The sequence below is a fragment of the Streptomyces sp. NPDC059787 genome (genome assembly GCF_042732315.1).
Classification (GTDB): domain Bacteria; phylum Actinomycetota; class Actinomycetes; order Streptomycetales; family Streptomycetaceae; genus Streptomyces; species Streptomyces atrovirens.
The window spans coordinates 1-24,239 of record NZ_JBHWHX010000055.1 but is presented as its reverse complement, the minus strand read 5'-3'; the positions used below and the strand labels follow the sequence as shown (position 1 = coordinate 24,239).

General features: G+C 73.1%; 22 protein-coding genes. 11 read left to right on the top strand and 11 right to left on the bottom strand.

Annotation, left to right across the window (positions count from 1 at the left end; all coding sequences use genetic code 11):
- Nucleotides 1-2: 2 nt before the first annotated feature.
- On the top strand, nt 3-1,319 hold the full coding sequence (locus tag ACFV5H_RS32920; protein WP_385198503.1) for an MFS transporter: 1,317 nt from the start codon (nt 3-5) through the stop codon (nt 1,317-1,319).
- Between the two features lie 108 nt (nt 1,320-1,427).
- On the opposite strand, the gene ACFV5H_RS32915 is transcribed toward ACFV5H_RS32920, so the two are convergent.
- Nucleotides 1,428-2,633: a flavin-containing monooxygenase gene (locus tag ACFV5H_RS32915; protein ID WP_385056755.1), complete on the bottom strand. Its 1,206-nt coding sequence runs from the start codon at nt 2,631-2,633 to the stop codon at nt 1,428-1,430.
- A gap of 102 nt (nt 2,634-2,735) precedes the next feature.
- Here ACFV5H_RS32915 and ACFV5H_RS32910 point away from each other — a divergent pair, with 102 nt between their 5' ends.
- Nucleotides 2,736-3,347, top strand: a complete 612-nt coding sequence (locus tag ACFV5H_RS32910) for a GNAT family N-acetyltransferase (RefSeq protein WP_385198502.1) — start codon at nt 2,736-2,738, stop codon at nt 3,345-3,347.
- Between the two features lie 80 nt (nt 3,348-3,427).
- Here ACFV5H_RS32910 and ACFV5H_RS32905 read toward each other — a convergent pair whose 3' ends face one another.
- From ACFV5H_RS32905 to ACFV5H_RS32895, 3 genes are all read right to left on the bottom strand, one after another.
- Nucleotides 3,428-4,093, bottom strand: a complete 666-nt coding sequence (locus ACFV5H_RS32905; RefSeq protein WP_385198500.1) for a pyridoxal 5'-phosphate synthase — start codon at nt 4,091-4,093, stop codon at nt 3,428-3,430.
- Between the two features lie 27 nt (nt 4,094-4,120).
- Complete coding sequence (locus ACFV5H_RS32900; protein ID WP_385056747.1) at nt 4,121-4,546, bottom strand: pyridoxamine 5'-phosphate oxidase family protein; 426 nt, start codon at nt 4,544-4,546, stop codon at nt 4,121-4,123.
- Between the two features lie 239 nt (nt 4,547-4,785).
- Entirely contained in the window at nt 4,786-5,421 is a 636-nt protein-coding gene (locus tag ACFV5H_RS32895; RefSeq protein ID WP_385056764.1) for a TetR family transcriptional regulator, read from the bottom strand.
- 134 nt (nt 5,422-5,555) lie between these two features.
- On the opposite strand from ACFV5H_RS32895, the gene ACFV5H_RS32890 reads away from it, so the two are divergent.
- The 4 genes from ACFV5H_RS32890 to ACFV5H_RS32875 all read left to right on the top strand — a co-directional run bounded on the left by ACFV5H_RS32890 (nt 5,556) and on the right by ACFV5H_RS32875 (nt 10,091).
- Nucleotides 5,556-6,293, top strand: a complete 738-nt coding sequence (locus ACFV5H_RS32890) for a VOC family protein (protein ID WP_385056745.1) — start codon at nt 5,556-5,558, stop codon at nt 6,291-6,293.
- Between the two features lie 206 nt (nt 6,294-6,499).
- On the top strand, nt 6,500-8,893 hold the full coding sequence (locus ACFV5H_RS32885; RefSeq protein ID WP_385198498.1) for a PQQ-binding-like beta-propeller repeat protein: 2,394 nt from the start codon (nt 6,500-6,502) through the stop codon (nt 8,891-8,893).
- Between the two features lie 172 nt (nt 8,894-9,065).
- Entirely contained in the window at nt 9,066-9,623 is a 558-nt protein-coding gene (locus ACFV5H_RS32880; RefSeq protein ID WP_385056739.1) for a hypothetical protein, read from the top strand.
- 138 nt (nt 9,624-9,761) lie between these two features.
- A complete protein-coding gene (locus ACFV5H_RS32875) occupies nt 9,762-10,091 on the top strand; it encodes an ATP-binding protein (RefSeq protein WP_385198497.1) in 330 nt (109 codons plus the stop codon).
- Nucleotides 10,092-10,154: 63 nt separating this feature from the next.
- On the opposite strand, the gene ACFV5H_RS32870 is transcribed toward ACFV5H_RS32875, so the two are convergent.
- From ACFV5H_RS32870 to ACFV5H_RS32855, 4 genes are all read right to left on the bottom strand, one after another.
- The gene (locus ACFV5H_RS32870) at nt 10,155-10,301 is read right to left on the bottom strand and encodes a hypothetical protein (protein WP_385056733.1); all 147 of its coding nucleotides are present in this window, start codon (nt 10,299-10,301) and stop codon (nt 10,155-10,157) included.
- Nucleotides 10,302-10,485: 184 nt separating this feature from the next.
- Nucleotides 10,486-10,671, bottom strand: coding sequence for a sigma-like protein (locus ACFV5H_RS32865; protein ID WP_385056731.1), 186 nt, complete (start codon nt 10,669-10,671; stop codon nt 10,486-10,488).
- 203 nt (nt 10,672-10,874) lie between these two features.
- The gene (locus tag ACFV5H_RS32860; protein ID WP_385198496.1) at nt 10,875-13,832 is read right to left on the bottom strand and encodes a BTAD domain-containing putative transcriptional regulator; all 2,958 of its coding nucleotides are present in this window, start codon (nt 13,830-13,832) and stop codon (nt 10,875-10,877) included.
- 125 nt (nt 13,833-13,957) lie between these two features.
- On the bottom strand, nt 13,958-14,359 hold the full coding sequence (locus ACFV5H_RS32855; protein ID WP_385198495.1) for a nitroreductase/quinone reductase family protein: 402 nt from the start codon (nt 14,357-14,359) through the stop codon (nt 13,958-13,960).
- Between the two features lie 212 nt (nt 14,360-14,571).
- Here ACFV5H_RS32855 and ACFV5H_RS32850 point away from each other — a divergent pair, with 212 nt between their 5' ends.
- From ACFV5H_RS32850 to ACFV5H_RS32840, 3 genes are all read left to right on the top strand, one after another.
- The gene (locus ACFV5H_RS32850) at nt 14,572-15,438 is read left to right on the top strand and encodes an LLM class F420-dependent oxidoreductase (RefSeq protein ID WP_385056722.1); all 867 of its coding nucleotides are present in this window, start codon (nt 14,572-14,574) and stop codon (nt 15,436-15,438) included.
- Between the two features lie 46 nt (nt 15,439-15,484).
- Nucleotides 15,485-18,073: a bifunctional FO biosynthesis protein CofGH gene (locus tag ACFV5H_RS32845; protein ID WP_385198493.1), complete on the top strand. Its 2,589-nt coding sequence runs from the start codon at nt 15,485-15,487 to the stop codon at nt 18,071-18,073.
- A 126-nt stretch (nt 18,074-18,199) separates the two neighbouring features.
- The gene (locus ACFV5H_RS32840) at nt 18,200-18,766 is read left to right on the top strand and encodes a hypothetical protein (RefSeq protein WP_385056717.1); all 567 of its coding nucleotides are present in this window, start codon (nt 18,200-18,202) and stop codon (nt 18,764-18,766) included.
- A 41-nt stretch (nt 18,767-18,807) separates the two neighbouring features.
- On the opposite strand, the gene ACFV5H_RS32835 is transcribed toward ACFV5H_RS32840, so the two are convergent.
- Genes ACFV5H_RS32835 through ACFV5H_RS32825 form a run of 3 tightly spaced genes read right to left on the bottom strand, consistent with a single transcriptional unit; the run spans nt 18,808 to nt 20,170 of the window.
- Nucleotides 18,808-19,161: a hypothetical protein gene (locus ACFV5H_RS32835; RefSeq protein WP_385198492.1), complete on the bottom strand. Its 354-nt coding sequence runs from the start codon at nt 19,159-19,161 to the stop codon at nt 18,808-18,810.
- Nucleotides 19,158-19,619, bottom strand: a complete 462-nt coding sequence (locus ACFV5H_RS32830) for a prevent-host-death family protein (RefSeq protein WP_385056712.1) — start codon at nt 19,617-19,619, stop codon at nt 19,158-19,160. Before ACFV5H_RS32830 ends, ACFV5H_RS32835 begins: the two co-directional genes overlap by 4 nt.
- 32 nt (nt 19,620-19,651) lie before the next feature.
- A complete protein-coding gene (locus ACFV5H_RS32825; protein WP_385056710.1) occupies nt 19,652-20,170 on the bottom strand; it encodes a DUF2165 domain-containing protein in 519 nt (172 codons plus the stop codon).
- 88 nt (nt 20,171-20,258) lie between these two features.
- Between ACFV5H_RS32825 and ACFV5H_RS32820 the strand changes: the two genes are divergently transcribed.
- Entirely contained in the window at nt 20,259-22,808 is a 2,550-nt protein-coding gene (locus tag ACFV5H_RS32820; RefSeq protein ID WP_385198490.1) for a tetratricopeptide repeat protein, read from the top strand.
- 139 nt (nt 22,809-22,947) lie between these two features.
- A complete protein-coding gene (locus tag ACFV5H_RS32815) occupies nt 22,948-24,066 on the top strand; it encodes an ADP-ribosylglycohydrolase family protein (protein WP_385056706.1) in 1,119 nt (372 codons plus the stop codon).
- Nucleotides 24,067-24,239 lie beyond the last annotated feature (173 nt).

Sequence of the window (24,239 nt, the reverse complement as noted above, 5' to 3'; positions counted from 1 at the left end):
GCGTGACCTGGACAAGCGAGACAGCCGCCGTCGTGGAGCCGCCCGCGAGCGGCCCGAAGCCGACCCGCACCCGTGTGCACCGCGCGTGGTTCGTCGCCGCCGTCACCTTCGTGACGATCATCGGTGCCGCCGCCTTCCGCTCCGTACCGGGCCTGTTCATCGACCCGCTGCACGACGAGTTCGGCTGGTCGCGCGGGACCATCGGCGCGGCGGTCTCCGTGAACCTCGCGCTGTACGGCCTCACCGCGCCGTTCGCGGCGGCGCTGATGGACCGCTACGGCATCCGGAAGGTGGTCGCGGTCGCCCTCGGCGTGATCGCGCTCGGCTCGGGCCTGACGGTGTGGATGACGGCGGCCTGGCAGCTGCTGCTGTGCTGGGGCCTGCTGGTGGGGCTCGGCTCCGGTTCCATGGCGCTGGCCTTCGCCGCGACCGTCACCAACCGCTGGTTCACCGAGCGCCGGGGGCTGGTCACCGGCATCCTCACCGCGGCGTCCGCCTCCGGGCAGCTGATCTTCCTGCCGCTGCTGTCCTGGATCGTCTCGCGGTACGAATGGCGGCCGGCGGCCGCCACCGTGGCGCTTGCCGCGCTGGCCGTCGTCCCGTTCGTCTGGCTGCTGCTGCACGACCACCCGGCCGACGTGGGTGCGAAGCCTTACGGGGCCAAGGAGTTCGTGCCGAAGCCGGAACCTGTTCCGGGGGCTGCCCGGCGTGCGCTGACCGTGCTGTTCTCCGCGGTGCGGACGGGGCCGTTCTGGCTGCTCGCCGGGACCTTCGCGATCTGCGGCGCCTCGACCAACGGGCTGATCCAGACCCACTTCGTGCCCGCGTCCCACGACCACGGCATGCCGATCACGACCGCGGCGTCCCTGCTGGCCGTCATCGGCGTCTTCGACGTCGTCGGGACGGTGGCGTCCGGATGGTTCACGGACCGCTTCGACGCGCGCCGGCTGCTCGCGGTGTACTACGCGCTGCGGGGGATCTCGCTGCTGTTCCTGCCGATCCTGCTGGCGCCGAGCGTGCATCCGCCGATGCTGTTCTTCATCGTCTTCTACGGGCTGGACTGGGTCGCCACCGTGCCGCCGACGCTCGCGCTGTGCCGTGAGCACTACGGGGAGGACAGCCCGATCGTGTTCGGGTGGGTGCTGGCCTCGCACCAGGTGGGCGCGGCCGTCGTCGCCTTCCTCGGGGGTGTCGCGCGGGACAGGTTCGGGTCGTACGACGTGGTCTGGATCGCGTCGGGGGCGTTGTGCGCGGCGGCGGCGCTGATGGCGCTGGTGATCCGGCGGCGGGCGGCTCCCCTCGCGACGGCGGTCGCCTAGCGTCCGCGTCACTGCGGGCAGTCGTGCCGCTGGGGCGGCACGGGTGGGCGCAGCGGCACCCCGCAAACGCCGGGCCGCGCAACACCCCCCGCCCAGCCCCGGCCCCAGTCACTCGGGGAGCCGGGAGGCTCCCCCCGCGCGGGCCACCGCCCTCGCTATCCGCTGCGCGTCCAGCGCCAGTTCACGGAGATTGCCGCTGATCGGATTGGTGAACCCCGTGAAGTAGAGGCCGGGCGCGCCGGCCGGGGTGCGGGCGCCGTGGACGACCGGCCTGCCACGGCCGTCGAGGACACCGAGCCCGCCGACCAGCCCCTCCAGACCGCGTACGTACCCCGTGGCCGCCACGACCGCGTCCGGACCGACGCGATCGCCGTCCGCCAGGACGACCTCGCCCTCCTCGAAGCCCTCCACCGCGGCCACGACCTCAACCGCCCCCTTGCGCACGGCGTCGACCAGACCGACGTCCTGCACGGGGACGGCCCCCTCCCGCACCCGGCTGTAGAGCCCGGATTCGGGACGTGGAAGCCCCCGGTCCGACAGGTCCGGCAGCGCCACCCTCGCCTGGACCCGGCACAGCCGGTCGACGAGGCCGACCGGCAGCCGGCGTACCAGGACCCCCGAGTACTGCGCCGGCCAGCCCGCGGTCGAGCGGCGCACGATGTGCGGAGGGGTGCGCACCGCGAGGCGCACCCGGGAGGCGCCCCCCTCCACCAGGTCCACGGCGATCTCGGCCCCCGTGTTGCCGACGCCCACGACCAGCACGTCCCGGCCGGCGAAGGGCTTCGCGTCGCGGTACTCGGACGCGTGCAGGAACTCGCCGGTGTACGTGTCCCGGCCGGGCCAGTCGGGGACGCGGGGCGTGTGGTTGAAGCCCGTGGCGACGACGACCGCCGCGCCGGTCAGTTCGCGGCCCCCGGTGGCGTGCAGCAGCCAGCCGGTGCCGTCGGGGGTGCGCTCGACCCGGGAGACCTCGACACCGGTGACGATCTCCAGGCGGTGGTGCTCGGCGTACTTCTCCAGGTACCGGACCACGTCGTCGCGGGCCGGCCACCGTCCGAACCGGCGCGGCATCGGCAGCCCGGGCAGCGCGGACAGGCGCCGGGTGGTGTGCAGGTGCAGCCGGTCGTAGTGGCGCCGCCAGGAGTCCCCCACGCGGCCGGAGCGCTCCAGGACGACGGCCCGCACCCCCCGGGCGCGCAGGGCGTACGCGACGGCGAGTCCGCCCGGGCCGCCGCCGATGACGTAGACGGGGCGGTCCGCCCGGTTCGGCGCGGTGGGCTGCGCGGACGTGGAGGAGTCGGAGGAGTCGGCCATGAGCGCGAGCGTAATCACGCCCCTGGTTGATGGGTATCGGTCAAGACCGGAATTGGTTGCGGATTGATCACGCGTGCGAGGATCGCGGGTTTGAATGTCCTCATGTCCTCCTCACCCGGGCCCACCCGGCCCCTCCCCGAGCTCCACGGCCACGGCCTGCGCCTCCGCCCCTGGGATCCCGAGTCCCGGGCGGACGTGGACACCTGGCTGCGCGGCCTCACGGACCCGGAGTTCCGGCGCTGGAACACCCCGCTCCGGCCGATCACGGACGCGGACAGCGCCCGGGAGTCACTGCGCCGGGGCGCGCAGCACGACGCGGACGGCACGGGGGCGTCCTTCCGGATAGCCGACGCCCGCAGCGGTACGGCACTGGGGCACATCGGCGTCAACGAGATCCACCCCGTCATACGGCGCGGCATGATCGGCTACTGGGTGCTCCCCGAGGCCCGCGGCCGGGGCGTCGCCACCCGGGCGCTGCTGCTCACCGCCCGCTGGGCGCTCACCGAACTCGCCCTGCACCGGCTGGAGCTGAACCACGCCGTCGGACACGAGACGTCCTGCCGGGTCGCCGAGCGCTGCGGGTTCCGCCACGAGGGGACGATGCGCGGCGCGATCTTCGAGGCGGGCCGCCACGACACCTTCCGCGACGCCCACCTGCACGCCCGCCTCGCCGCCGACCCGGAGCCCGTTCTCACGGCGGCAGGGACCGTCTGACCCGGCTCCGGGCTCACTGTCGGTGCGGAGCCGTGGCGCGTTCCGTGACGCCCGCCTCGCCGCCGGCCCGGAGCCCGTTCTCACGGCCACAAGGTCTCCCTGACCCAGCCGTCCGCTCCGCGCCGGTAACGGAGCCGTACGTGCCGTCGTCGGGGCTCGCCCTGGAAGAACTCCACCTCGTCGGCCCGTAGCCGGTACAGGGTCCAGGACGGGGCCGGGGTGTCCGGTGCGTGCTGTGCCTGTCGCCATGCCGCCTCCGAGGCCCGTGCCAGCTCCTCCGGCGATCCGAGGAGCTCGCTCTGTCTGCCGGTCAGCGCTGCCGCCAGCGCCCCGGCGGAGCGGGCGTGCAGGTCCGCCTGTGCCTCCTCGGCCGGGGCCGCCTCGACGGGGCCGCGCACCCGCACCTGGCGGCCCAGGACCGGCCAGTAGAAGGCCAGCGCGGCGTACGGGCGTGCGGCGAGGTGGCCGCCCTTGCGGCTGTGCGCGTGGGTGGCGAAGGACCAGCCGTCGTCGTCCGCGCCGTGCAGCATCACGATCCGTACGTCCGGCAGCCCGTGCGCGTCCGCCGTGGCCAGGGACATGGTGTGCGGCTCGGTCTGGCCGGCCGCCACGGCCTCGGCGAACCACCGCGTGAACAGCGGCAGCGGTTCGGCGGGCGCGGCGGCCGGGTCGAACGCCGGCAGGTCGGTGACCTGCGGGTCCCACACCCGCAACGTCCTCAGCAGCTCGTGGAGATCGGGTTCCATGCACCGATTGTCGGGCGTCCGGCGGGTTCACACCGACCCGAGGTCCGACGACACCCACCGCTCGGGCCGCATCCGCACGATGACCTGCTCGCCGTGGTTCTTCCAGGAGAAGTCGACGTACCCCTCGACCTTGTCGGCCGGCAGATAGCGCGCGGAGATCTCCCGCAGTCGCTCGATCGTGGCCGGGGTGGTGTCGAGCACCGGTCCCTCGACCGAGACGTAACGGATGGTGGGTTCGAGGCGGTCGACCATGAGCGAGAACCGCCCCGCCGCGCCGATCAGCAGGTTCTTGCGCGAGTCCAGGCCGGTGATGATCCATACGTCGCCGCCGGGCGCGTACTGGTACCAGATCGGTACGGTGAGCGGGGCGCGGCCGTCCCCCGCGTCGACCGCCAGCGCCGCGATGTGCGGCTCGGCCAGGAACTGTTCGCGCTCTTCGCGGGTCAGGGCCATTCCGGGTTCCTCCTGCGGCGTGTGCGTCGGACGTCCACTCGGTCGTTCGGGCCTGCGTTCGGCTCGCTGGGACACAACGCCGGTCGGGCGGTCCCGTGTTCCCCCTTCCCCGGTCCTCTCCCCCATCGCGTGAAAAGCGGCAGGCGGCGGCCCACCGGAGTGAACCACCGCCCGCCTGACAGGACTTGCGGAACCGTGCACCGGCAGGGACCGCCGGGCGCCTACTTCACCTGTTCCACCTACTTCGCCGGCTTCTTGCCGGTGACCCCCAGGTGCACCAACAGGGCCAGGTTCGGCTTGAGTTCCGCCTGCTTCACGCCCCAGGAGGAGAAACCTTTCTGGTGGGAGGCGACGGCCGCGAGCATGGCCACCAGCGAGCCGGCGACCGCCGCGGGGTTCACGTCCTTGTCGATCCGCCCCTTGGCCTGCAGCTCGGCGACGGAGTCCGCCAGCGAGTTGTTCACGGAGTTCAGGATCTTCATACGGATCTTGTAGAAACGTTTATCCCCCTCGGCCGCACCGAGGTCCACGACCCGCAGGATCGCCTCGTTGCTCCGCCAGAACTCCAGGAAACCGTCGACGAGTTCCTGCGCCGTCTGCCAGCCGGCCTTCCCCGCCCAGGAGCGGCCCTCCAGCAGCTCGCTCAGCCCGGCGCTCTCGGCGGCCATGCGCTCGGCGATCTCCAGGACGGCGCCCTCGACGTCCGGGAAGTACTGGTAGAAGGTCGCGGGCGAGGTGCCCGCCTTCCGTGCGACATCGATGACTTTGACGTCCCGGTAGGGGGAGGAGCTGAGCATCTCGCTGAGGCAGTCGAGCAGTTTCTGCCGGGTCGCCTGCCCACGCCGGCCGGCCACACGGCCGTCGACGGTACGCACTTGTCCTGTCATGCCGTCAGCTTACCGACGGGTGATCCCGGCGCGATTCGGCCGACTGCAAATGGGGTGTGCGGGTCCCTGGAGGCCGGTGTGCCTGGTCTGCGGCCTGCGGGCGACGCGGTTACTTTGGCGGCATGGCCGAAAACAGGGCATCGGGGCACAGGGCGTCGGAGTACCCGGAAGGCACCCCCTGCTGGGTGGACGCGCAGCTGCCCGACGTGGAGGCGGGCAAGCGGTTCTACGGCGGGCTCTTCGGCTGGACCTTCGAGGAGCAGCCCCGGGGAACCGTCCGGGCGTTGAAGGACGGCGCCCCCGTCGCCTCCCTCGCGCACAAGACGGACGGCCGGCTGCCCACCGTATGGACGGTGTCCTTCGCCACCCCGGACGCCGGGACGCTGTGCCGGCGGATCCGCGCGGCCGGCGGGCAGGTCGTCTCCCCGCCGGGGCACTTCGGCGACCTGGGCGTCACCGCGCTCGTCACCGACTCCGAGGGGGCGGTGTTCTCCCTCTGGCAGGGCGCGGAGACCCCCGGCTTCGGGCGCCGTCACGAGCCGGGCACCTTCGCCTGGGTGCAGCTGTACACGCGGGACACCCAGGCGGCCAACACCTTCTACGGCGGTCTCTTCCACGACGCCCTGTTCGGCCCGGACGCCGATCCCGACTTCGGCCGCGCGCCGGTCTCCGACGTCTTCCCGGCCGAGATGCCGCCGCACTTCCTCGTCCACTTCGCCGTCGAGGACCCCGGGGCCGGTCTGGAGGAGGTGGTCCGGCTCGGCGGCCGGGTCCAGGTTCCGCCCTTCGAGACGTCCTACGGCACGGCGGCCGTGGTCACCGACAATCAGGGGGCGTCCTTCGCGCTGCTGCACCGCTGAGTCGCCGGACCGATGAACCGCTGAGCCGTTTCCACCCTCTGTGTCGTATGAAAACCTGGACACCCTATTTGTCGGCCGGTTCGCAACCGGGGGCGCGGACAGGAAGAATCGGGGTGCGTGCCGCCACGGCGGTGCGGTGGTGAGACGCTGCACTTCGATCGCGGGCACAGGTGGTGGCGCGACTCGTACGGGGAGGTGGCAGGCAAGTGGTGGATCAGCTGAGGCAGGACGATCCGCGGCGTATCGGGCCGTTCGAGGTGCTGGGACGGCTGGGAGCCGGCGGCATGGGGCTGGTCTATCTCGCGCGCTCGGCGTCCGGGCGCCGGGTGGCGATCAAGACGGTCCGGACCGAACTGGCCGAGGACCAGCTGTTCCGGGTCCGCTTCACGCGCGAGGTCGAGGCGGCCCGCGCGGTCTCCGGTTTCTACACGGCGGCCGTCGTGGACGCCGATCCGCGCGCCGCCGTGCCGTGGCTGGCCACCGCGTACGTGCCCGCGCCCTCCCTCGAAGAGATAGTGAACGAGTGCGGGCCGCTCCCGGCGCAGGCGGTGCGCTGGCTCGCGGCGGGCGTCGCGGAGGCGCTCCAGTCGATCCACGGAGCCGGACTGGTCCACCGCGACCTGAAACCCTCCAACGTCCTCGTCGTCGAGGACGGCCCCCGGGTGATCGACTTCGGTATCGCGTCCGGCGTCTCCAACACCCGGCTGACGATGACGAACGTCGCCGTCGGCACCCCCGCCTACATGTCCCCGGAGCAGGCCAAGGACTCCCGCAGCGTCACCGGCGCGAGCGACGTCTTCTCGCTCGGCTCGATGCTGGTCTTCGCCGCCACGGGACACCCGCCGTTCCACGGCGCCAACCCCGTCGAGACCGTCTTCATGCTGCTGCGCGAGGGCCCGGACCTCGAAGGCCTCCCGGACGAACTGCGCCCGCTCATCGAAGCCTGCATGCAGATGGAGGCGACGGGCCGGCCCAACCCCGCCGACCTCCAGGCCCAGCTCGCCCCGCACCTGTTCGGCTCCGGCTCCGACGACAGCGGTACGGCGTCGGCGTGGCTGCCCGAGCGGGCGGTGAGCCTGATCGAGACGCGGCGGGGCGGCCGGACGGTGGTCCGGCCCGCGCACGGAACCGGCCGCAGCGCCGGCGGCGGGGCCCGCCCCCACGTCCCTCCGCCGCCCCGGCACGACCCGGTCGTCCCGCCGCCGCTCCCGTCGATGCCCGCGCCGGTCGGTGCGCCGGTGGGCGCCCCCGTGGGCGCCCCCGGCACCGGCCCCGTACGGCTGGCGGGCGCGATGGTGCCCATCGGACCCGGCCCGCGCGTCGCCGACACGCGCGCGGCCGCCGTCAAGGCACCCCCGCCGGCCGCCGCCCTGGCCGCCACCTGGTCCAAGCCCCGCCCCGGCGTCAACGGCGCCGACCCCGCCGTACCGGCACCCGCCGCGCCCACCGCGCCGCCGGACCAGCCCGGCGGCGGCTGGCGCCCGTGGCGCTTCCGCATGTCCAACGACGTCTGGGGCACCCCCGCCGTCGACGGCGACCTCGTCTACGTCACCTCCTTCGAGGTGCACGCCCTCGACGTCGCCACCGGCCGGCGCCGCTTCAAGACCCGCGACGTCGCCTGGTCGATGGCGGTCGCCGACGGTCGTATCCACGCCTCCGACGGGCCCACCCTGTTCGCCCTCGACGCCCGCGAGGGCGGCGACCTGTGGCGGCTGTCCACGGACGCCTGGGTGTACTCCCTCAAGGCCGACCGCGGCACCGTCGTCACCGGCACGCGCGGCGGCGGCGTCCAGGCCTGGGAGGCGTCCACCGGCCAGAAGCTGTGGGAGATCAGCGGCTGCCAGACCGACTTCGAGTCCCCCGAGGCCGGCCCCGCCGTCCACGAGGGCACGGTCTACGTCTGGCAGGACGCCCGGCTGCGCGCCCTCGACGCCCGCACCGGCGACGAGCGCTGGTCGTACCCCATCGGCGACGCGGCCTCCTGCGGCGGCGTCCCGGTCCGTGTGACGCAGGCCCCCGACGGCTACGTCTACGTCTGCGCCGGCACCCGCGTCCTCGCCCTGGAGGTCACCTCCGGCCACGTCCGCTGGCACTTCGAGGCCCCGGCGGTCTTCCTCGCCCCGCCCGCCTTCGTCCCCGGCCCGGCGGTCACCGGCGGCGGCCTCTACCTCGCCGACTACCTCGGCACGGTCTACGCCCTCGACGCCACCGACGGCCGCGACCGCTGGCGCATCGCCACCGAGTCCCGCGCCTCCGTCGACCCGGTCCTGGTCGCCGCCGGCCACGTCCACGTGGGCAGCGGCAAGGGCCTGTACACGCTGGACGCGGTCACCGGCACGCCCAAGTGGCGCTTCCAGTCCGGCGGCGAGATCGTGGGCGCGCCCGCGGTCGCGGAGGGCCGTATCCACTTCGGCTCCAGCGACCACCTGCTCTACACCCTGAAGGCCGACGACGGCCGCCTGAGATGGAAGCTGGCGACCGGCGGCGAGATCACCGGCTCCCCGGTGGTCCGGGACGGCGTGGTGTACGCGTGCAGCAAGGACCGCTGCGTGTACGCGCTGGACGCGGAGAAGGGGACGGGGACGGCGCGGACGGCGTGAACCCCGGTTCTGCGGACGGCCGTCGTACCGGGTGCACGGAAGGGTTGTCGGACGGCGGCCGCCGCTGCGGGGAGCGGCGGCCCGCCGCTCCCACCGCAGACGCTACGCCGGGTACGCGACGGTCGCCAGGCGGTGACATGCCCGTGACACGAAGATCGATAGCCTGAGGGTCATGAATTCTCGGGGGAACACACTCAGGCTCACAGCGGTCTCGGCACTCGTCGTCCTCACCCTCACCGGTTTCTCGACCGGCCGCGGCCACGGCGGCGGCAGCGGCGACGGGGGCGGCGGCGGTTGCAGCAGCTCCGGCCAGGACCACGACTCGTCGTCGAGCTCGGGGGGCGGCTCGCACCGCGACTACGACGATGACGACGACTACGGCTCCGGCTCCGGCGACGACTACGGTTCCGACTCCGGCGGCGACGCGGGGGACGGCGGCGGAAGCGCTTCCTCGTCCGAGCTGGGCGCCCTGGTGTCCCTGGTGGACTGCGCCTCGGAGGAGACCCCGTACGCCACGGTCGAGGTCGCCAACCAGAACACCGCGGACGGCGTCTTCACCGTCACCGTGAGGTTCGAGGACGAGACCGGCGCGGAGGTCCTCACCCGCTCTCAGGACGTCGCCGTACCCGGGACCGGGACGGTGCCGATCCGGGTGGAGATCGGCGACGAGGACGTGACCCGGATCGCCGCATGCGAACCCGACATGATCGCCGAGCCGGCCGTGCGCTGATCCGACCGGGGATCACAGGTGGCCGTCGGGCCACTCGCTTCTTCGCCGGTGTCGTGCTTCCGCGACCCGCGTCAAGGGCGCTGCGTTCCGCTGCGCTCCACTCCGCGTCGCCTTCGGCGATGGGCCTACGGCCCACCCTTGACCCGGCCCGCTCCAGCACGGGGGAGAAGCGAGTGGCTGGGCGAGCCGTGCGCCGATGTCCAGCTCTGCGTCACGGAACTGGTGGGCAATGTGATCCGTCACGTGGGGGAGGGGAATCCGGTACGCGTCCGCGTGGCCCGCACGGGTACGCACATCCGCGTCGAGGTCACCGACCCCGACCCGCACACGCTGCCCGTACTCCGCCGGGCCGACGCGGAGGACGAACAGGGACGCGGGCTGTCGCTGCTCGACGCGGTGGTGTGCAGGTGGGGAGTGGACCACGGAGGCGAGGGCGAGACGGTGTGGTGCGAGCTGGACGGTACGTAGAGCAGGGCCGTACGACGATGGGGCCGAGGTTTCCCTCGGCCCCATCGGTGGTCGGGCGGTGCGTCAGGGCGCGTACTGGTCGAGCGGCACCACGACGCTGTCCTGAGGGCTCACCGGTGCGTGGTTGTCGGCCAGCGCCGGGCTCGCGACGGCGCCGGTGATGCCGAGGACCAGGGCGATGGTGGCGAGGACCTTCTTGGTGCGGGTCACTGGGACTCCTGTTGTGGGAGAGCAGATCCGTACGGGAAGTGACATTAGGGCGAGCGCCGCCCGTTGTTCGAGTGATTCGAACGGTTCGCGTCAAAGGTTGACCAGAAACCCGTGCGGACACACGTCGGCCGCGACGGCTCCCCCTCCGCGCCGCCGCGGCCGATTCCCCGTGCGGGAAGGACGGCTACTTGCCGTCGAGGTCCAAGGCGGGCGGAGCCGGTGCGTGCTGGTCGAGCGTGGTGACCTCGCCGATGCTCGGCGGCGCGGGGGCGTGCTGGTCGAGCGTCGTGATCTCGGAGTCCTTGCTCGGCGGAGCAGGCGCGTGCTGGTCGAGAGTGGTGATCTCCGGGTCCTTCTTGGCTTCGCTCATGACATGTACCCCCAAAAGGTAGACAGGGTTTTGCGGTCCGGACCGCCCGTTCGGCAACTCCCCCGAGGATCACCGAACGGGCGGTCCGGCGGGTCTCAGCCTAGAGGTGAGACCCTGTGGATCCGTCTGCCCCCCGACGCGACGGATCCGTTCCATGAGAGTCGCAGTCAGGCATAAACGTTCGATGAACGCGGTTCCCAGTGTCAGGCCGCGGAGAGCGGAGTGAGCAGGCGGCGTACCTGGGCCGCTTCGGCGGAGCCCGCCTCGTCGTAGATGGTCAGGGCTTCGCGCCAGCACGCACGGGATCGGTCCGCCTGGCCGAGTGCGTCCAACGCCCTGCCGAGCACGGTCAGGGCGTTGGCCCGCATCCAGTCGCCCCCGATGCAGCCGATTGCCAGGGCCTGTTCGGCGTGCTGGGCGGCCCGCGCCGGGCGGCCGGCCCTCAGGTGGACCTCTGCGATGCGGTAGTGGGTCGTGCCCTCCCAGAGGGACTGCCGGTTCTCCGCGAAGATGCGCAGCGCCTCGTCGAGTTGGGCGAGCGCCTCGGCCGGCCGCCCCGCCTGGGTGAGCACGATGCCGGAGGCGTACCTGGCGTTCGCCAGGCGTACGGACAGCCCCAGCTCGTCGTAGATCTCGATGCCTCGCTGCGCCAGTTCAACGGCTTCAGGGCTGCGGTCCATCGAAGCCAGGGTGCGGGAGAGGTTGCAGACCGCGCTTGCTTCACCCGGCGTGTTGTCGTCGGCGCGGAAGGCGTCGATCGCCCTGAGGAAGTACCCCTCGGCGTCCGCGTAACGGGCCGTGCACAAGGCGATGATGCCCAACTGGTTGGGGGCGGTGCTTCTCGCCCATGGGTCGTCCGCGCCGCGCAGCAGCGCGTCAGCGCGCTGGGCCTCTTTCTCGGCGGCTTCGAACCGGCCTGCCTGGCTGAGTACTTGGGCCAGGGTGACGCGCGCCCGCATTTCGGCCCGCGCCTCCCCCAGAGCGGCAGCGGCGTCACACGCGGCGATCGCGGTCTTCTGGTACTGACGTGAGTCGGCCCCGGATTCCGCCAGATCTATGGTGACCACGAGCAGGTCGACGGCACGCCGCAGCATGGGGGCCTCGAGAGACTGCTGCACGCAGGCCAGGAGTGGTCCGGCTTCCGCGTGCAACCAGTCCAGCGCCTTCGAGGCGTCGGCGAACTGCTCGCCCGTGAACCGGCCTTGCTCCAGGTGCGCGACGGTCCGGTCACCCGGCCGTTCGACGGCGTACACCTGTGCCGCCGTCGCCAGGTAGAAGTCCAGCAACCGCGACATCGCCGCCTTCCGCTCCCCGGGTGGCTGCTCGTCCCTCTCCGCACAAGCACGCGCGTAGAGCCGCACCAGATCGTGGAACCGGTACCGTCCCGGTGCCGCCGACTCCAGCAGGGACGTGTCGACCAGGGACTCCAGCAGGTCCTCCGTGTCGTCCACCGGGAGGTCGAGCACGGCTGCCGCGGCGGCCAGGGAGATGTCGGGACCGTCCGCCAGACCCAGCAGGCGGAACGCGCGGGCCTGGACCGTGTCCAGGGCGCCGTAGCCCAGCTCGAACGTCGCCTTCACCGCCAGGTCGCCCGCCTGGAGTTCGTCGAGCCTGCGGCGTTCGTCGGCGAGCTTCGCCGCCAGGACCGAGACCGTCCAGGTGCGCCTCGCCGCCAGGCGGGACGCCGCGATGCGGATCGCCAGCGGCAGGAAGCCGCACGCCGCCACCACGTCCAGGGCCGCTTCCCGCTCCGACCTCACCCGTTCCTCACCCACGATCCTCGTGAAGAGGGACAGCGCCTCGTCCGGTGACATCACGTCCAGGTCGATCAGGTGCGCCCCGGCCAGGCCCACCATCCGCACCCGCGACGTGACCAGTGCCGCGCAGCCCGCCGTCCCGGGGAGCAGGGGCCTGACCTGCGCCGCGTCACGCGCGTTGTCCAGCAGCACCAGCACCTTGCGGCCGTCCAGGACCGAGCGGTACAGCGCCGCCCGTTCCTCCAGCGAGTCCGGGATCGCCGAGTCCGCCGTGCCGAGGGCGCGCAGGAAGGAGCCCAGGACCGTCTCCGGCTCCGCCGACCGCGCGCCGGCGCCCTGGAGGTCGACGTACAGCTGGCCGTCGGGGAAGGCGGACCGCGCGCCGTGTGCCACGTGCACCGCCAGTGTCGTCTTGCCGACGCCGCCGATGCCGGCCAGCGCCGACACCGCCATCACCTGGCCCTCCGCGCCGGACGCCGAGACCAGTACGTCGCTCAGCTCCCGTACGAAGGACGCGCGGCCCGTGAAGTCCGGCACCGTCGCCGGGAGCTGGGCCGGGCGGACGGGGACCGCCACCGGTTCCGTCATGGGGGCGGAGGGTTCCGCGAGGCCCGGGTCGGCCCGGAGGATGCGTTGCTGGAGGTCCTGCAGGTCCGGGCGAGGGTCGACGCCGAGTTCGTCGGCGAGGAGGCGGCGGGTGTCCGCGTACACCGCGAGGGCCTCCGCCTGGCGGCCGCTGCGGTAGAGCGCCAGCATCAGCAGCCCCCGCAGCCGCTCCCGCAGCGGGTGCGCCGCCGTCAGGGCCGTCAGCTCCGAGACCGCCTCCGCGTGGCAGCCCTGCTCCAGGTCCATGTCCAGGCGGGACTCCAGGAGCTGGAGCCGCCACTCCTCCAGGCGGACCCGCTGGGTCTCCGCGTACGGGCCCGGCACCCCGGCCAGCGTCTCGCCGTCCCACAGGGACAGGGCCCGGCTCAGTACGTCCCGTGCGTGGCACAGGTCCCCGGTGTTCCGTGCCTTCTCCGCCTCCGCCGCCAGCTCCTGTGCCGCCGCGAGATCCAGCGCCCCCTCGCCGAGCCCGCGCACCGCGTAGCCGCCGGACTCGCTGACCAGCACTCCGGGGTCCAGCACCTTCCGCAGCCGGGAGGCGTACGTACGCACCGCCGCCAGCGCCTGGGACGGGGGTTCCTCGCCCCACAGGGCGTCGATCAGTTCGGCCGCCGTGGCCGTACGGCCCTCGCGCAGCAACAGGGCGGCGAGCAGGGCGCGTTGCTGGGGGCTGCCGGTGGCGACGGGTTCGTCGTCGCGCCAGGCGCGCACCGGGCCGAGCACGCCGAAGCGCAGCGAATCGGGCTCCGTCGAGGAGCCGGGACGCCGCTGCTCCGGTCCTCGCGGCACACTGTCCATGCAGTCCCCCTATGCATCCTGAGCAACTACGCCAGTTTGCCTTGTTCATGGCAGATGCGTCAGCCGTGCGAGACGGCGATCACACGGGGAGCGGCGGGCCGTCACAAGGCCCGCACACTCCGTCCTCAGTCGTCCAGGTCCACCCGCACCGTCAGCAGCCCCGCCCCGAAGGCCCGCACGGCGGCGCTGTTGAAGCGGGGCAGGGTGCGCAGCCGGTTCACGGGGTCGTCGTCGGGCAGGAGGCGGGCGGTGCCGGTGTGCCAGCGGCCCCGGACGCGCACCCGCACCCGGGGGTCCGCCTGGATGTTGCGGACGTACTGCGACCGTTCGCCGAACTCCGACACCAGCCAGAACGAGCCGCCGACCCGGCGCCCGCCCACCGGGGTCCGGCGGGGCAGGCCGGAGACGCGGCCCGTGGTTTCCAGCAGGGTCTGGAGCGGCAGCCGGCGCAGCAGGGGGTTGATCCGGCGTTGGAAGGCGGTGGCGGTCCGGTACTTGCGTTCGGCGTGCGAGGTCCCAGAAGTCATCGTGCGGCGAGCCTACCGGCGGCCGGGGGAGACGGGACCGGTGCTGTACCGCCTTTGAAGTGAGCGGTGTTCGTGCCGCACCGCCATCGGCCGGCCTTTCACCGGGCGGGGGTCCGAGGGAGGATCACCAAGAAATCCCGACCGGTCGGTATGGACAGGCGGAACGTGCACGGGTATTGATGGGGTCGTCGTCCGCGTACGAAAGGCCGCTCATGCGCATCGCCGTCACGATCTTCCTCACCGACGAGACGATCACCCCGGTCCGGCTCGCCCGTGAGCTGGAGCAGCGCGGGTTCGCCGGGCTGTACCTGCCGGAGCACACGCACATCCCCGTCGAGCGGACCAGCCCGTACCCGGCGGGCGGTGAGCTGCCCCGCGAGTACGGACGCACCCTCGACCCCTTCGTCGCGCTCGGTCAGGCCGCCGCCGTCACCGAGCGGCTGGGGCTCGGCACCGGCATCACGCTCGCCGCGCAGCACGACCCGATCGACCTGGCCAAGCAGGTCGCGACCCTCGACCACCTCTCCGGGGGCCGGTTCACGCTCGGGCTCGGCTTCGGCTGGAACGTGGAGGAGGCCGCCGACCACGGCGTGGAGTGGCGTACCCGGCGTGAGCTGGTCCGGGACCGGATGGGGCTGATGCGGGCGCTGTGGGCGGAGGAACCGACGGCGTACGAGGGGGAGTTCGGGAGCGTGCGGGCGAGCTTCGCGTACCCCAAGCCGGTGCGGAAGCCGCGCGGTCCGGTGGTCGGGCCGCGCACGCTGGTCGGCGGGGCGGCGGGGCCGAAGCTGTTCGGGAACATCTGTGAGTACGCCGACGGCTGGCTGCCGATCGGCGGGCGGGGCCTGACGGAGGCGCTGCCCGCACTCCGTGCCGCCTGGGCCGGCGCGGGCCGCGATCCCGGCGCCCTCCAGGTCGTGCCGTACGCCGTGCGTCCCAGCGCGGGCAAGCTGGCCCACTTCGCGGAGCTGGGCATCGAGGAGGTCGTGGTGCAGCTGCCGCCGGAGGGGGAGGCGGGGGTGCTGCGGGCGCTGGACGCGTTCCAGCCGTTCGTGGACGGGGGAGGGGAAGGGGTCTGATGCGGACGGGCAGGGGTCCTGATCACGCCGAACGTATGCTCAAAGGATGACGACTTCCGCGACCACCGGAACCGGCGGCCCCACCGAGAGCTCCCTGCGGCGCGCCCTCAGACGCGCCCGGGACGGCGTCTCCCTGGACGTCTCGGAGGCGGCGGTCCTGCTCCAGGCGCGCGGTGAGCACCTCCAGGACCTCTCCGCGTCGGCCGCCCGGGTGCGGGACGCGGGGCTCGAGGCGGCGGGGCGGCCCGGTGTCATCACCTACTCGAAGAGCGTCTTCGTCCCGCTGACCCGGCTGTGCCGGGACAAGTGCCACTACTGCACGTTCGTCACCGTGCCCGGCAAGCTGCGCCGGGCCGGGCACGGGATGTTCATGTCGCCGGACGAGGTGCTGGACATCGCCCGCAAGGGCGCCGCCGCCGGCTGCAAGGAAGCCCTCATCACCCTCGGCGACAAGCCCGAGGACCGCTGGCCGGAGGCGCGCGAGTGGCTCGACGCGCACGGCTACGACGACACGATCGCGTACGTGCGGGCGATCTCCATCCGGATCCTGGAGGAGACGGGACTCCTCCCGCACCTCAACCCGGGCGTCATGACCTGGACGGACTTCCAGCGGCTGAAGCCCGTCGCGCCCTCCATGGGCATGATGCTGGAGACCACCGCCACCCGTCTGTGGTCCGAGCCCGGCGGTCCCCACCACGGCTCCCCGGACAAGGAGCCGGCCGTACGGCTGCGGGTGCTGGAGGACGCGGGCCGCTCCTCGGTCCCCTTCACGTCCGGGATCCTCGTCGGCATCGGCGAGACGTACGAGGAGCGCGCGGAGTCGCTGTTCGCGCTGCGGAAGGTCTCCCGCGCCCACCACGGCATCCAGGAACTGATCATCCAGAACTTCCGCGCCAAGCCGGACACCGCGATGCGCGGCATGCCGGACGCGGAACTCGACGAGCTGGTCGCCACGGTCGCCGTCGCCCGGCTCGTCCTCGGTCCGTCCGCCTGCCTCCAGGCGCCGCCGAATCTGGTCGACTCCGAGTACGGGCGGCTGATCGCGGCCGGGATCGACGACTGGGGCGGGGTCTCCCCGCTGACCATCGACCACGTCAACCCCGAGCGGCCGTGGCCGCGGATCGAGGAGCTGGCCGCGCACTCCGCGGCCGCCGGCTTCGAGCTGCGCGAACGCCTCTGCGTCTACCCGGAGTTCGTGCGGCGCGGTGAGCCGTGGCTGGACCCGCGGCTGCGTCCGCACGTGGCCGCGCTCGCCGACCCGGCCACGGGCCTGGCGCGCCCCGACGCCCTCCCGCGGGGGCTGCCCTGGCAGGAGCCGGACGAGGCGTTCACCGCGACCGGCCGCACCGATCTGCACCGCACCATCGACACCGAGGGCCGTACGGGCGACCGCCGCGACGACTTCGACGAGGTGTACGGCGACTGGGACGCCCTGCGCGAGGCCGCCGCCCCCGGCATGGTCCCCGAGCGCATCGACACCGACGTACGCGAGGCCCTGCGCACGGCGGCCGACGACCCGACGAAGCTGACCGACGCGGAGGCGCTGGCGCTGCTGCACGCCGACGGTGCCGCGCTGGACGCGCTGTGCCGGGTCGCGGACGACGTCCGCAGGTCGGCGGTGGGCGACGACGTGACGTACATCGTCACCCGCAACATCAACTTCACCAACGTCTGTTACACCGGCTGCCGTTTCTGCGCCTTCGCGCAGCGCCGCACCGACGCCGACGCCTACACGCTCTCGCTCGACCAGGTCGCCGACCGCGCCCAGCAGGCGTGGGACGTGGGCGCGGTGGAGGTCTGCATGCAGGGCGGCATCCACCCCGACCTGCCCGGCACGGCGTACTTCGACATCGCGAAGGCGGTGAAGGAGCGCGTCCCCGGCATGCACGTGCACGCCTTCTCCCCGATGGAGGTCGTCAACGGCGCGACCCGCACCGGCATGTCGATCCGCGAGTGGCTGTCGGCGGCGAAGGAAGCCGGCCTGGACACCATCCCCGGTACGGCGGCGGAGATCCTCGACGACGAGGTCCGCTGGATCCTGACCAAGGGCAAGCTCCCGGCGGCGACCTGGACCGAGGTGGTCACCACCGCCCACGAGCTGGGCATCCGCTCCTCCTCGACGATGATGTACGGCCATGTCGACCAGCCCCGCCACTGGCTGGGCCACCTGCGCACCCTCGCCGGCATCCAGCAGCGCACGGGCGGTTTCACGGAGTTCGTGACACTCCCCTTCATCCACACCAACGCGCCGGTCTACCTCGCCGGTATCGCCCGCCCCGGCCCGACGACGCGCGACAACCGCGCGGTCACGGCGATGGCCCGCCTGCTGCTCCACCCGTACATCCCCAACATCCAGACGAGCTGGGTGAAACTGGGCACGGAGGGGGCGGCGGAGATGCTCCGCTCCGGCGCGAACGACCTCGGCGGCACGCTGATGGAGGAGACGATCTCGCGCATGGCGGGTTCGTCGTACGGTTCCTACAAGTCGGTCAAGGACCTGATCGCGGTCGCGGAGGCCGTCGGCCGCCCGGCGAAGCCCCGTACGACCCTGTACGGCGAGGTGCCGGAGGAGCGCCGTCGTGCGGCGGAGGCCTCCGACGGGCACCTTCCGGAGCTGCTGCCGGTACTGGACTGAGACGGGCCGGGGAAGCGCGGGCGCTGGCAGTAGGATGATCCGACCCGCGTTCGATCGGGACCCGCGGCCTTCGGACCGGAACCCGCGGCCTTCGATCGGGACCCGTAGCTGAGGAGATGCGTACCGGTGCCTGCCCGTCTTCCCTCGTGGGCCTGGGTGACCGGGCTGACCACGGGGGCGATCGCCGCGGTGGTGGTCCTGGCCGTCCAGGCGGACCAGGGGACGAAGCCCGTCGCCGCCACGACCCGGCCCAGCGCGTCGGCGACGGCGGACGCGAAACCGTCCGCCGAGCCGGAGGAGAAGAAACCGGCGGCGGTACCGGCCGACTCGGGCACGGGCCGCAGGATCGTCTACTCCCTCGGCGACAAGCGGGTCTGGCTGGTCGACGCCGGCGACACCCCCCGCCGCTCCTTCGCGGTCTGGCCGGGCACGGTCGCCCCGGACCCCGGCACGTACACGATCGGCAAGCGCACCGAGGCCACCACCGGCAGCGACGGCGTCCCGGTCGAGCACATCATGTACTTCGCCCAGAAGTCCGGCGTCTTCGTCGCCTTCTCCAACGCGGTCGACGGCTCCTCACCCCCGCCCGCCGACCCGGGCGCGCAGACGGGCGGCATCCGCGTCGCCAAGCCCGACGGCAAGGCCCTGTGGACCTTCGGCTCGGCGGGCACGACGGTCCGGGTCGTCGAGTAGCCGGGGCGGCCACGAAACGCGGGTCGCGACGACGTGCGTGGCTACTCGGTGTCCTTCGGGTGGCGAGTGGACGCGTACACGAAATGGACCGTGTGGCGCGCCTCGTCGACGAGGTAGCGGACTCGGCCGCCCGCCGTCACCTCGTACTCCCACTGGGGATGGTCCCGACCACCGAGGCCACCGGTGGCCAGTCGGCCGCGGAGCCTGTGCTGACGGTCGGGGTCGGCTCGGGACAGTGGATCGCGGCGCAGGGCCTCGAAGCACCGACGTGCGTTCCCCGGAGCCTCCGCGCCCAGCTCGCCCCACCCCTTGGCTGCCTCGTTGGTCGCGAACCGCAGGTGCCACTCACCGTCCACCGGCGGCGGAGCGACGTCGTCACCGCGCTTCGGACTCACGGCACCGTCACTTCGCCGTGGTCCTCGTCCGGCCGTCGACGGGTGAGCTGTGCGGTGAGTTCGGGATCGGCGAGGATGCGGGCCGTCGCGCGCCATTCGACGACGAGGCGATGAAGATTGCCATGGACGTCCAGCTGGGCCGCGTCGTGCGTGGCGTCGATGAGTTCGGCCACGAACTCCTGCGACTCCTCGGCATTCAAGTGGCGGACCCAGGGGAAGACCGACGGCAGCGCGCGCAGTATGGCCCGCTCGCCGGCGTCACTGCGCACGAGGGCGGCCAGGAGACGGGCGGTGATGTCCGCCGTCTCCTCGCGCTGCTGGTCATGGCGGGCGGTGGTCAGGTAGAGATCCTCGCCGTCCCGGCGCGTGACGTGCACGCGCTGCGTCCGGTCGAGTGTCTCGGCGACCCGCTTCGAATTCTTCGAGAGCTCGGAAAAGGCAACCGTGGGAGTGGACACGAATCGACGGTACTTCGGAATGTGTTCCGAAGTCAATCGGGGTGGCGGCCGGATCGCCCGCCCTGCTGGACCGGCAGGTGGTTGACCAGCAGGACCACGCCGCTGAGGACGAACACCCGCAGCGCCGCGTCCAGGCCGTTCCAGTCCTCCGACTGCCACATCGCGAACCACTCGCCGCCGATCGCCATGAAGCCCGCGCCGAACAGGAGCATGACCATCAGCAGGCCGTAGGTGGAGACGCGGCGGGCATGCGCGTGGTCGGGGCGGGCCCAGAGCCAGGTGCCGTACGCCAGGACCAGCGCGGCGGCCGTCTCCCAGACGATGATCGCGACGTACGCGGCGTCCTGCACGCCCTCGTTCGTGATCGCGCGCCACATCAGGTCGTCGTCCTTGAACGTGGTGTCCATCGCGAGGACGTGCCGCACGAAGTCCTGGTTCGTCCCGAAGTCCGTGATGTTCCCGAGGGCGACCAGCGCCATGTAGAGGGCGACGGAGGCGGTGAGCAGCATCGCGGTGAGGGGCAGCGCGCCGCGTGATGTTGTGGTGGGCATGGCGGTTCCTTTCCCCGTACGGCGGCCCGTACCCGGGGGAGTTGAGCCAGAATGAGGTCGGTCGGGACACGGGCGAGGGGACGTACGCGTGGCGCGGGCACGGCTGTCGATGCAGCAGATCGTCCAAGGGCGGCGGCGTGCCGGAATCGTGGGCCGCGGCGCCGAACGCGAGCTGTTCCGGGCGAACTTCGACATCCCGCCCGAGGACGAACGGCACCGCTTCCTGTTCCATGTGCACGGCACGCCGGGCGTCGGAAAGACCAGGCTGCTCAAGGAGTTCGAGCACATCGCCCGGGAGCGCGGCGCGTTGACGGTGTACGTCGACGAGAGCGCGCGGGGCGTCCCGGAGGCGCTGGAGGTGATGTGCCGCCAGTCGGCCGCGCAGGGAAGCCGGTTCAAGGAGCTGGAGCGGCTGCTGACGGACCACCGCGAGCGGCGCCACGAGGCCGAGTCGGCCGCCCTCGCCGCGCTGGACCCCGATCCGGCGAGCGGTCCGTCCGCCGGCGGCATGGCGGTCGCGCGGGCCGGGCTGGCCGGGCTGGGACTCGTTCCGGGCCTCAGCGCCTTCACCGGTGTCCTCGACCCCACCCAGCTCGCCCAGGGCGCCGACCGTCTGCGCGCCGGCCTCAGCGCCCGCTTCCGCAGCCACGAGGACGTGCAGTTGGTCCTCTCGCCGGAGAGCGTCCTCACCCCCGTGCTGGCGAACGAGCTCCACGGAGCCGCCTCCGGCGCACCCTGGATCGTCCTGTTCTTCGACACGTACGAGCGCACGGGCCCCTTCCTCGACGCCTGGCTGCACGACCTCCTGACCACCGACCGGTACGGCACACTCCCCGCCACGGTCGTCGTCGTCACCGCCGGTCAGCTTCCGCTCGACACCGCCCGCTGGAGCGGCTTCGCGGACTTCACGACCGTGCTGCCGCTGTGGCCGTTCACCGAGGCGGAGGCGCGCGGGCTGCTCGCGGACCGGGGGATCACGGCGGAACCGGTCGTGACGGAGGTGCTCCGGCTCACCGGCGGGCTTCCCGTCCTCGTCTCCACGCTGGCGGCCTCCCGCCCCACCCGTCCCCAGGACGTGCACGACCCCAGCGCCACCGCCGTGGAGCGGTTCCTCGGGTGGGAGCGGGACCCGGTGCGCAGGGCCGCCGCGCTCGCGGGCGCGCTGCCCCGCCTGCTGGACGCCGACGTGTTCCACGTGGCCGCCGCCGCCCGCGGTGAGCTGCCCGACGGCCTGTACGAGTGGGTGAGCACCCTGCCGTTCACCGTCGAGAGCGCGGGACGGCTCCGCTACCACGACGTCGTACGCGCGCCGATGCTGCGCCTGCAGCGCGGGCGCTCTCCGCGGGGGTGGGCGGAGAACCAGCAGCGGCTGGCCGAGGCGTTCCGGCGGTGGCGCGAGGAGAGCGAGGCCGGCCGGGGCGCCGTCGAGCTGTGGGCGGACCCCGACTGGCGCGAGCTGCGGCTGGCGGAGTCGTACCACCTGCTGTGCGGGGGCGGGCGGCAGTCCCTGTCCGAGGTGTTGCGGGACCTCGTCGAGGCCTGCGACCAGGGGGAGTCCGTCGCCGGACAGTGGGTGGGGCTGCTGACGGAGGCGGGGCGGGACGCCGGGCTGACCGTGGTGGGCAGGTGGGGGAACGACCTCTCGGGAGCGCTCGGACGGGGCGGTACGGGGGCCGTGCTGGACCTGCTGGTGGAGAGCGTGCAGCGCCGCAGGCTGCGGTGGAACGACGAGGTGCGGATGCCCGTGACCCCGGGACGGTCACGTCCGGCGCGGGACGTGCCGGACGGTACGGCACCCGGTGAGACCGGGGCCGGAGCCGGTCCGCTCGAAGAGGAGCCGTTCGACGAGGAGTTCATTCGTTCGGTACCCCTCGACGGGGAGCCGGTCCACGGGGAGCGGACGGAGCCGGTGCCGGTCGCCGCGGCCGGGGCGGAACCGGGGGACTGGCCGGACGAGCTCCCTCCCGAGACGCGGTTGCGGGTGCACCGCCTCCGGGCCGAAGCACTGGCCGTCCGGGGCGACTACGCCGCCGCCGCGTTCCACATGTGGCTCGCCGGGAACCTGGCACCGGACGACCCCGGAATCATCGCCTCGAGGGGCGAGTACATGCGCGCCTTCGGCCGGTTCGAACCGGCTCTGGCCGAACTGCTCCGGGCGATCCGGCTCGACCCGGACCACGCCTACGCCTGGGCCTCCCTCGGCGCCACCCACCTCGCCCTCGGCGACCCCGAGGCCGCGCTCAGCGCCCTCGACCACGCCTTGGAACTGAAGCCCGACTACCCCTGGGCGCTGGTCCGCCGGGCCCGCGTGTGGCGGGAGCTCGACGAACCGGAACGCCGGCTGGCCGACCTCGGCCGGGCCGTCGCCGTGCAGCCCGACTCCCCCTGGGCCCACTGCGAACGCGGGGACGCGCTGCGGAGCGCCGGCCGCGACGAGGAGGCCCTCGCCGCCTACGACCACGCACTCACCCTCGACCCCGGGTACGCGTCGGCGTACGCGAGCCGGGGCGTGAGCCGCTTCAACCTCGGCCGCCACACGGAGGCCCTGGCCGATCTGGACCGCGCCCTGGAACTCGACCCCTCCTACGAGTGGGCGCGCACCCGGCGCGACGCGGTCGTACGACACCGCGACGGCTGAGATCCCCCTGTCCGACCACTTCCGATCACTCACTTCACACGCCTCACACCCCGCGTACCGATCCGCCCCCTGAACCGACCGTCCCCGTTCGATTACAGTGCTGGCACCGCACATACGGACGAGGTCCCGGGAGGTCGGGGTGGGCGGTACTGCCGGGCCCGTGTGGGGGCGGCGCGAGCAGCAGGACTTCCGCAGCCGGGTGCGCGGGACACTGCTCGGGGTCGCCCTGGGGGACGCGCTGGGCGCGCCCGTGGACGGAACGACGGCCGACGGGATACGACAGGCGCACGGTGCGGAGGGTCTCACCGAGCTCGCCCCCGCCCACGGCCGGCGCGGTGCCGTCACCCACCACACCCAGCTCACCCTCTTCTCCGTGGACGGCCTGATCCGCGCCCAGGTACGGCGCGACACCGGCGCCTGGCACCCGCCGACCGATCTGCACCGGGCGTATCTGCGCTGGGCCGCCACCCAGCGGGACTGGGGCCCGGACGAGCGGCGCAAGGACGACGGCTGGCTGGCGCGCGAGGAGTGGCTGTACGCCCGCCGGGAGCCCGTCCGCACGCTGCTGCTCGGGCTCGGGGACGAGACCATGGGGACGCCGGCGGCGCCCAAGAACCCCGGCGAGGCGGGGCCCGAGGCGGCGGCCCGGTCCGCGCCGTTCGGGCTGCTCGTCGGCTGGGAGCCGCAGCTCGTCGCGCAGCTCGCCGTGGAGTGCGCGGCGCAGACCCACGGCCACCCGGTCGCCTGCCTCGCGGCGGGCGCGTACGCCGTGATCGTGCACGCGCTGGCCCGGGGCGAGAGTCTGGACACGGCGGTGCAGCGGGCGCTCGCGCTGCTGGCCGCACGGCCGGGCCATCAGCCGGTGTCGGACGCGCTCCAGCACGCGCTGGGCGCCGTACGGCAGGGGATGCCCACCCCGCAGCGGGTCACGGAGCTGGTCGGGAACGCCACCGCCGAGGGGCTGCTGGCCGCCGCCGTGTACTGCGCGCTGGTGGGGGAGGACGTACGGCAGGGGTTGTGCCTGGCCGTGAACCACGACGGGCCCAGCGCCGCCGCCGGGGCGCTGACCGGCGGGCTGCTCGGGGCGCTGCATGGCGAGACGGCCCTCCCGCCGGCCTGGCTGGCCGAGCTGGAGGGCCGTCCCACGATCCTGGAACTCGCCGACGACTTCGCGATGGAGATGACGCAGGGCGCTGCGCTGCACGGGCCGGCGGGGTCGTCGGCGGCGTGGCTGGCGCGGTATCCGCGGGGGGCCTGAGATCGGGGGATTTCGCCCCCGCCGCCCCTTCCCGTCCCTGGGGCTTCGCCCCCAGACCCCCTCACGCAGTTCCCCGCGCCCCTGAAGGGGCGCGGGGAACGGGAAGGGGCGGCGGGGGCGGAGGACAACGCCTGATCCCTCCCCGGTGCGGGGGACGGCACCGCCCCCCCGGC